Origin of the sequence: Acaryochloris sp. IP29b_bin.137 (assembly GCF_028285745.1) — a bacterium.
Taxonomy (GTDB): domain Bacteria; phylum Cyanobacteriota; class Cyanobacteriia; order Thermosynechococcales; family Thermosynechococcaceae; genus Acaryochloris.
This window is the reverse complement of record NZ_JANQOP010000312.1, coordinates 1-6983: the sequence shown is the minus strand read 5'-3', so window position 1 is coordinate 6983 and position 6983 is coordinate 1. Positions and strand designations below refer to the sequence as shown.

7 protein-coding genes and 1 tRNA gene are annotated in these 6983 nt (G+C 49.2%); 2 read left to right on the top strand and 6 right to left on the bottom strand.

What is annotated here, in order from left to right; translation table 11 throughout:
- Positions 1–124 precede the first annotated feature (124 nt).
- From Q0991_RS21635 to Q0991_RS21610, 6 genes are all read right to left on the bottom strand, one after another.
- Positions 125–195, bottom strand: a tRNA-Cys gene (locus tag Q0991_RS21635).
- A gap of 168 nt (positions 196–363) precedes the next feature.
- The gene (locus Q0991_RS21630) at positions 364–591 is read right to left on the bottom strand and encodes a DUF2839 domain-containing protein (RefSeq protein ID WP_299492474.1); all 228 of its coding nucleotides are present in this window, start codon (positions 589–591) and stop codon (positions 364–366) included.
- 114 nt (positions 592–705) lie between these two features.
- Positions 706–2247, bottom strand: coding sequence for a helicase C-terminal domain-containing protein (locus Q0991_RS21625; protein ID WP_299492472.1), 1542 nt, complete (start codon positions 2245–2247; stop codon positions 706–708).
- A gap of 70 nt (positions 2248–2317) precedes the next feature.
- Positions 2318–3361: an anthranilate phosphoribosyltransferase gene (trpD, locus tag Q0991_RS21620; protein ID WP_299492470.1), complete on the bottom strand. Its 1044-nt coding sequence runs from the start codon at positions 3359–3361 to the stop codon at positions 2318–2320.
- Between the two features lie 4 nt (positions 3362–3365).
- The gene (locus Q0991_RS21615; RefSeq protein ID WP_366525033.1) at positions 3366–3848 is read right to left on the bottom strand and encodes a GNAT family N-acetyltransferase; all 483 of its coding nucleotides are present in this window, start codon (positions 3846–3848) and stop codon (positions 3366–3368) included.
- Positions 3849–3850: 2 nt separating this feature from the next.
- Positions 3851–4297, bottom strand: coding sequence for an ABA4-like family protein (locus Q0991_RS21610; RefSeq protein ID WP_299492476.1), 447 nt, complete (start codon positions 4295–4297; stop codon positions 3851–3853).
- 132 nt (positions 4298–4429) lie between these two features.
- Here Q0991_RS21610 and Q0991_RS21605 point away from each other — a divergent pair, with 132 nt between their 5' ends.
- Together Q0991_RS21605 and Q0991_RS21600 are read left to right on the top strand one after the other, a co-directional pair.
- On the top strand, positions 4430–5434 hold the full coding sequence (locus Q0991_RS21605; protein WP_299492468.1) for a vitamin K epoxide reductase family protein: 1005 nt from the start codon (positions 4430–4432) through the stop codon (positions 5432–5434).
- 355 nt (positions 5435–5789) lie between these two features.
- A complete protein-coding gene (locus Q0991_RS21600; protein ID WP_299492466.1) occupies positions 5790–6908 on the top strand; it encodes an EF-hand domain-containing protein in 1119 nt (372 codons plus the stop codon).
- Positions 6909–6983: the final 75 nt, after the last annotated feature.

Sequence of the window (6983 nt, the reverse complement as noted above, 5' to 3'; positions counted from 1 at the left end):
ACAGGAGCAGTTGAGCCTTTTAGAGAGCTGAGGTCTCACCCCCTGACCCCCTTTCAGGGGTTCTTTCCAAACCTCCGGTTTTACCGGAGGTTATTGATTTGCTTCTAGCGGTTATTTTGTCTAAAGGCGGCACCCAGATTCGAACTGGGGATAAAGGCTTTGCAGGCCCCTGCCTTACCACTTGGCTATGCCGCCGCTTTGAACTTTTCGCCGTTGACCTTCAGGTTAGCAATATTATGAAAGCTCAGCGATCACTAACCATATCATGGTTTAGAGCGGAGTGGCTGCATGGGAGTTAGCTCGTCAGCTCTGCAGGGGCGTCGCTTCAGCCGGATCAGCCCAGCAGCCTGTTCAATTCAGAGCTTACAAGCCCTCTTTGGGAACTAGCTCCCACCACCCAAAGGACGGACCAATAAACCGCACAACTAACCAGGATAGCAAGACGAGAAATACACCTACCCAGCTTCCCTTCATGACCAGGTCATAGATTTTCTGAAGCTGACTCTTAGTCAACGGGAACCATGAGCCCATTTTGGGCTCTTTGCCATAATTGTCCCCTAAGGCTTCCTGACGACGTTTTGCTTCTCCCATTGCGTTTCCCCAATCTAGATAACTAAAGTTGCATGCAGTACTAATTAAATCTTATCGATAAATTGGGGTGGGATTAAAGAGAGATCATCCTGATTTAAGATACGGCCCGGTTGTCTAAAGCCGCTGCTGACCCGATGTGGATGTCGTTGCAAATAAACGGTCATCTAGGTAGTTAATGCGCGAATAAGGGCTCAGCGCCGTTAAGACTTGTTGACCATAGCTACGATGCAAGACACGATTATCGAATAAAGCTACGATACCTTGATTGCAGCGAATGGGTGCGATCGCAGTTTGTAGCGTTCGCAGGGCAGTCGGTAACAGGTACAGGCGAAACCAGTCTTGGCGATGCTGCTTATAGTAGGCTACTCGGCCCGCCACCCGCGGATCCTCAAGGGAGGGAATCGGCAGGGTGGCCACCACCAGCACCTTAGGAATCGGCAGGGTGGCTTGATAACGCAACCAATAGCCCCACCCCGAAATCAAAATGGTTTCTGCATTCAAATCGGGCGTTTCCACCTGCACCCGAGAGCCAAACTCCGAGGCCATCGCCGTGGCTATCTGCCGCTGCATCGGGGTGTCTTCAATAATAATAACCGTGGGTCCACCCAGTTGAGCCTTCGCCACCATCAGCAGATGTAGCTGCTGCAGTAGTGCCCCCTGAAACGAGGGCGTATTAGGCATGGGCAGGCCATCTGGGAGATACAGCTGAATGGCTTCTGCGTCCCGATTCGCTGCAAATTGCACATAGGTCATTTCTTCCAGGCCCAACTGCTGGCGAAATAGCTTCGCCCCCGATTCAAGATCAAAACTATTGCCTATCAGCACGACGGGCTGCCGCGACCACAGACCTTTGAGGGCTCGATTGACCTCGTTGGGGGCGCAGTGCAGCGAGAAGGCCCCATTCTCACGGTTGAGGCTACTCCAGAGAAGGTGATGACTTGATCGATAGGCTTGCCAGAACTGCTGCCATGGGGGTGGACTAAGGGATATGCCATGGGCCAAAATCGCCTGATGGAGCTGAGCCAGAATTTGGCGCTCTTTCTGCTCAATTAAGGTGTGGCCGTAAGGATTTTCTGGATGCTGGAAGAGGGCTCGAGTCAGCTTGACGCGGGTTTCACGAATCAGCGCTAGCAGCGGCGGGTAGCACCAAATCAGCTGCTCCCAGTCTGGCGGAGATAACGACAGGGTAAGCTGCTGCCGAGCCCAGGTTTCAATTTGGTCGGCATCATCAACCAGAGTAGGAATATCTGTGGGAAATTGATAGGACTGGGTGAGATAGTCCTGAAGCCATACCTCTGGAGTCACCAGCAATACGCCCTTAAAGTGGCTACCCGGCCAACCGTTGGAGGCCAGAATTGGCTTATTGATCTGCATCCAGTCATGGAGATGGGGCATCTCGGCCTGGAGCAGTTGTTGCTGGACCGCTAGAGGGGCCACCAAGATGACGGCTTCTCGCCAAATCATCAGGGGCGCTAAATAGCTCAGTCGATAAAGCCCCTGGTGTTTTGCCGCCGCACTAATTTGAATCAGAGCACTGCGCTTGAGACGAAAGGCTCGAGCGACGAGGCGAGCAATGGTGAGGTGATGAGGCCATTGATCAGAACCCTGATCCCGCAAGAAAGCATGGAGTTGGCGGTGGACTTCGACCTCAATCACGATCTCAAACGAAATGACAATGCATGACCTTTATTCTGGCACAGTCCCCAGATTGTGCCTCGACCTCAACTTAAGACTGCTGTAAAAAGGCCACTAATTCTTGTAACTTTTGCCAAGCTGCGCCACTCGCCAGAATGGCTTTGGCTTGGGTCACCCCCTCAGCATAGGTCTCTACAGCATGACCGACAAATAAGGCTAATGCTGTATTCAGGGCCACAACATCCGTTTGGGCAGAGGTGCCGTTACCTTGGAGTACCGCTTGTAGAATAGCGGCATTTTCGTCTACACCACCGCCTTTTAGGGCCGTCAGCGGGGCCGAAGTTAGTCCTAATTCTTCTGGCTCTAGAATATCTTGGCTCACCTGCTGATTATTTAAGACAGCCATATCTGTCAGATTGCCTAATCCGGCTTCATCCAGTTTTTCGCGCCCGTGGAGGACCACCGCTCGCTGCACGCCTAAGGTTTTTAACGCCGTTGCTAGGGGATGGAGCAATGCTGGATCGTATACGCCGAGCACTTGCCCCGTGGGCCGGAGGGGATTAACCAGCGGTCCTAACAGATTGAAGATAGTCCGTACTTTTAGGGTTTTGCGTAGCGGCACCACTGCTTTCATGGCGGGGTGCCAACCGGGAGCGAACAAAAATGTAATCCCCACCTCTGCGACAGCAGCCTGAATTTTTGCTGGCGGAGCTGCTAGATTGATTCCCAACGCTTCTAAGACATCCGCCGATCCAACCCGACTTGAGGCAGAGCGGTTACCATGCTTAGCGACGGGGATCCCAGCAGCAGCGGCCGTAAAGGCCACGGCCGTCGAGATATTGAAGGTCGAAGCGCCATCTCCTCCGGTCCCACAGGTATCAATCAAGGGGGTGGGCATTGCCACTGCTGATTCGACCGATTGCTGGAGCAACACGGTCGCCATCCCAGATAGCTCATTCGCAGATACTCCTTTCGCTTGCAAGGCTGCCAAAATCGCTCCCGACACGACGGGAGGGACGGTCTCTTGGAGCCAGCCCTGCATCAGTTGAGAGGCTTGCGCTTGGGTCAGGGACTGACCCTCTAGGAGTTGTTGAAGGAGTTGAGACCCATCAAGGGAATCGGTTGTGAAGGTCATAACACTATCCTGAGGCTAGGGTGATGAGCGCAGTCCCTGTGACTCGACAGATTCGCCAGTCGGGAAGCACGATTGCCCCTAGTGTTTCATAGAATGCGATCGCAGATTCATTCCAATCCAATACACTCCATTCCAAACGGCCATAATTCCGCTCTGACACTAGTTTTGCCACGCATTTTAACAGCGCCTTACCAATTCCCCGCCCCCGATGGTGTTCTTGCACATACAAATCCTCCAAGTACAGCCCCGGTTGCGTTAAAAACGTCGAATAGCTGGTGAAAAACATTGCATAGCCCACGATCTGCTGATCCATTTCAGCCACTAGCGCTTCGATATATGGAGGGTCGCCAAATAGATGTTCCCTTAACGCCTCTTGATTACCAGTGACTGCATCTTCTAAGTGCTCGTATTGGGCGAGTTCAAGAATCAACGCAAATAACGCAGAGATGTCATCCTGCTTGGCCGCACGAATCGTTGCTATAGACATTCCTAGTCCTCAGCCGCCATAACCGTCTCAGTAGAAGAAAAACGCTCAAAGACGGCAGCCGTCATAATATGGGACAGCAGACCAATGGGGCCAACCAATAGACATAACACTAACGAGTGGCTGGTCCAGGCGCCTGTGCGCTGGCCTTCCCAGTAAATCCATCGTCCGACAAACAAATCCATCACCAAAAAATGAACCCAGGCTGCTGCTACCTGTTCTTGGCCAAACAACTGGGCAATATCAGCAAGGGTGGGATTCGCTAAGACCTTGGCAGATTCAGGAGTAAGGACTACAGCAAATAGGGCAGTATATAAGAGCGCTAAGCCCACAAAAGGCAAATAGGAGGTGAGAATGCGACGGGTCCAATCCCATTGGGGCAGAATAATCATTAATGCCCAGAAGGGCAGCACAAACACGTTGGCAATCGTAAACCACTGAAAAGTTGTCATCATCAAGACCGCTACTGCAACCATTCCCTTTATTGTCAACGGATTAGGGATCTTCTGCTCAAGAAGTTCTCAGGGTTATGGTCTAAGATAAATGAGTCTTACGTCTATCACTATCAACCTTAGGGATCATCTATGCCACGCCGTCGCACGAAGACTTCCTGGTTACATCGCTGGTCACGACCATTGATTGGCGCTATTGCTGTTTTGGGAGCTACGAATACAGGATATTTGGCGGCCACCAAACTAGCCGGAGGAGAAGCAGCCTGCCCAACTCAAGGATGCGATCTGGTCCTGTCTAGTCCTTATGCCACTATTTTGGGGCAGCCGCTGGCATTGTTTGGTCTCTTGGCTTATGTTGCAATGGCAATTTTTGCCCTCGTCCCCCTGGCTATCAGTAGCGACAATAAGGAGATGCGAACGACTGCTGACAACATCACTTGGTTCCTTCTATTTATGGGAGCAACCGCCATGATGTTTTTCAGTTGGTACCTGATGTACATCATGTTTTCTAAGTTCGTCGTTCCTTATGGCGCAGGGGCCATTTGCATCTACTGCATTGCCTCAGCAGCGTTTGCAACACTGATGTTTCTTCTCACCATTCTGGGGCGTTCTTGGGAAGACGTGGGTCAACTTTTATTCACGGGTATTATTGTATCGGTCATCACCCTAGTTGGCACCTTGGGCATCTACTCACAAATTGATAGGCCCGTCACAGCCAATGACGCAACCGAGTACCAGTTGAAATCCGCAACAGGCCAAGTGTTCTTCACCGTCACCGACACATCGGGTGAAGCTGAAATTGAGCTGGCCAAACATCTAAAGCAAATCGACGCCAAAATGTTTGGTGCATTTTGGTGCCCCCATTGTGCGGATCAGAAAAAGCTGTTTGGCATCCAAGCCATCTCTGAAATGCCCTATGTTGAATGTGCGCCGGAAGGCCCCAGCCCCCAGCTAGAGTTATGTCAAACTGAATTGACAAAAGCCAGCGAGAAATTGCGACCGATTATTGGCCGAGACGCCGGTTTTCCCACCTGGAAAATAGGGGATCAATATTACTCAGGACAACAATCGCTGCAAGACTTGGCTCAGTATTCCAACTATCAAGGCCCCAAAGATTTTAAGAATGCCCTCCAGTAGAGTTTAGCTTGAGGGTGGATTCACTCTTCTCAATGCCGTCATTCAGATGTCATAGAAAGCTCCTGCCTTACTATTGTTGATGGTGAGGGAAAAATGCGTATTATCTGTCCAACTGACAGATAACTAATCGTTGGTACTGGAGCAAAGTTGTGAATTTTCAGCAGGTTTGTGCTTACTGAAAGGACATCCACTTGCTGCTTTGAACCTTATGATTGTTCGTTTTCTTGACGGGGCTGAGACAACCTATTTCGGTAGCACGATAGATTTTGATCTAATGCCCCAAGTTTGAGCGCTTATATCTGCTCTATAACACCCAACTCTATAACACCCAACTTAGTGATTAGGTAGAGATACGATGAGCAACTTTAAGGATTTAGAAGACCAATTCCTAAAGTTTGCGGGAGATGATCGAAAGCTAGACCTTGAAGAATTTCAAAACGCCTTAAAGCTAAGCAATAAGTACATAAGTGAGCGATTGTTCCACATATTTGACGTGGACCATACTCAAGGCGTTAATTTTCAAGAGTTCCAGCTAGGAATCCATCGAGCCAAGACTGAAAAGCTAGAATTTGCGTTTCAACTGCATGATGGTAATGATGATGGTTACATTGATCGGCAAGAACTCGCAAAGTTTATTCGAGCTAGCCTAAGAGAGGCAAATCTGGATCTGCCAACTGAGAAGCTTCAGCAATTGCGAGATATTTTGTTTGAGAAGGCAGATACCAATCAAGATGATGAAATTTCATTAAAAGAATTCAAGAAACTCCTGAATCAATCTCCTCGCTTACAAAAAGTACTCTCTGTTAACCCTGAGGAATGGCTCAAGAGCCCTATTACATTCAACTCAGCTAGTAGTTTGTCGCAAGAGAATGGGGTAAAGCGATGGCATTATCTACAAAATAATTGGGGCAAGCTCTTATTTCTCTTACTGTACTTTGCTGTTAATGTTTTCTTGTTCTTTAATGCTTCCACAAGTCCAAAATACAATTCCGGAACACTCTGGTTGCGAGTAGCACGTGGCTGTGGACTAGCCCTCAACTTTAGCAGTGCTCTAATACTGATCCCCATTATGCGAGGTTTGATGACTCGGTTGCGCAAAACCAAGCTGAATGATTATTTGCCAATCGATGAGCATATTGAATTTCACAAGATCATTGGACATACAATCTTTTTCCTAGCTGTCATTCACACTGTGGCCCATCTTGGCAATTACAGTTTAGTTAATCTAGGTTTTCAACTCAAATCTGTTTCTGGACCAAACTTCACTGGATTGCTGCTTATAGTCCTGCTACTGACGATGTGGGTAACGTCCTTGCCTTTCGTACGCGAAAAAGGAAATTTTGATCTTTTTTCCAAAATACATTGGGCTTACATCCCTTGGATGGGCCTATTGCTGAAGCATGGGCCTCATTTCCGTTGGTGGGCAATGGCATCAATAACGGCCTATGTAGCAATACCTTCGCCAAACGGTTAAAGATTTTCAGATGCTTGTCTAGGGTGTATCGCGCCTAAGTTGGCAACCTTGGCAATAATCTGTGCCCAAGAAATA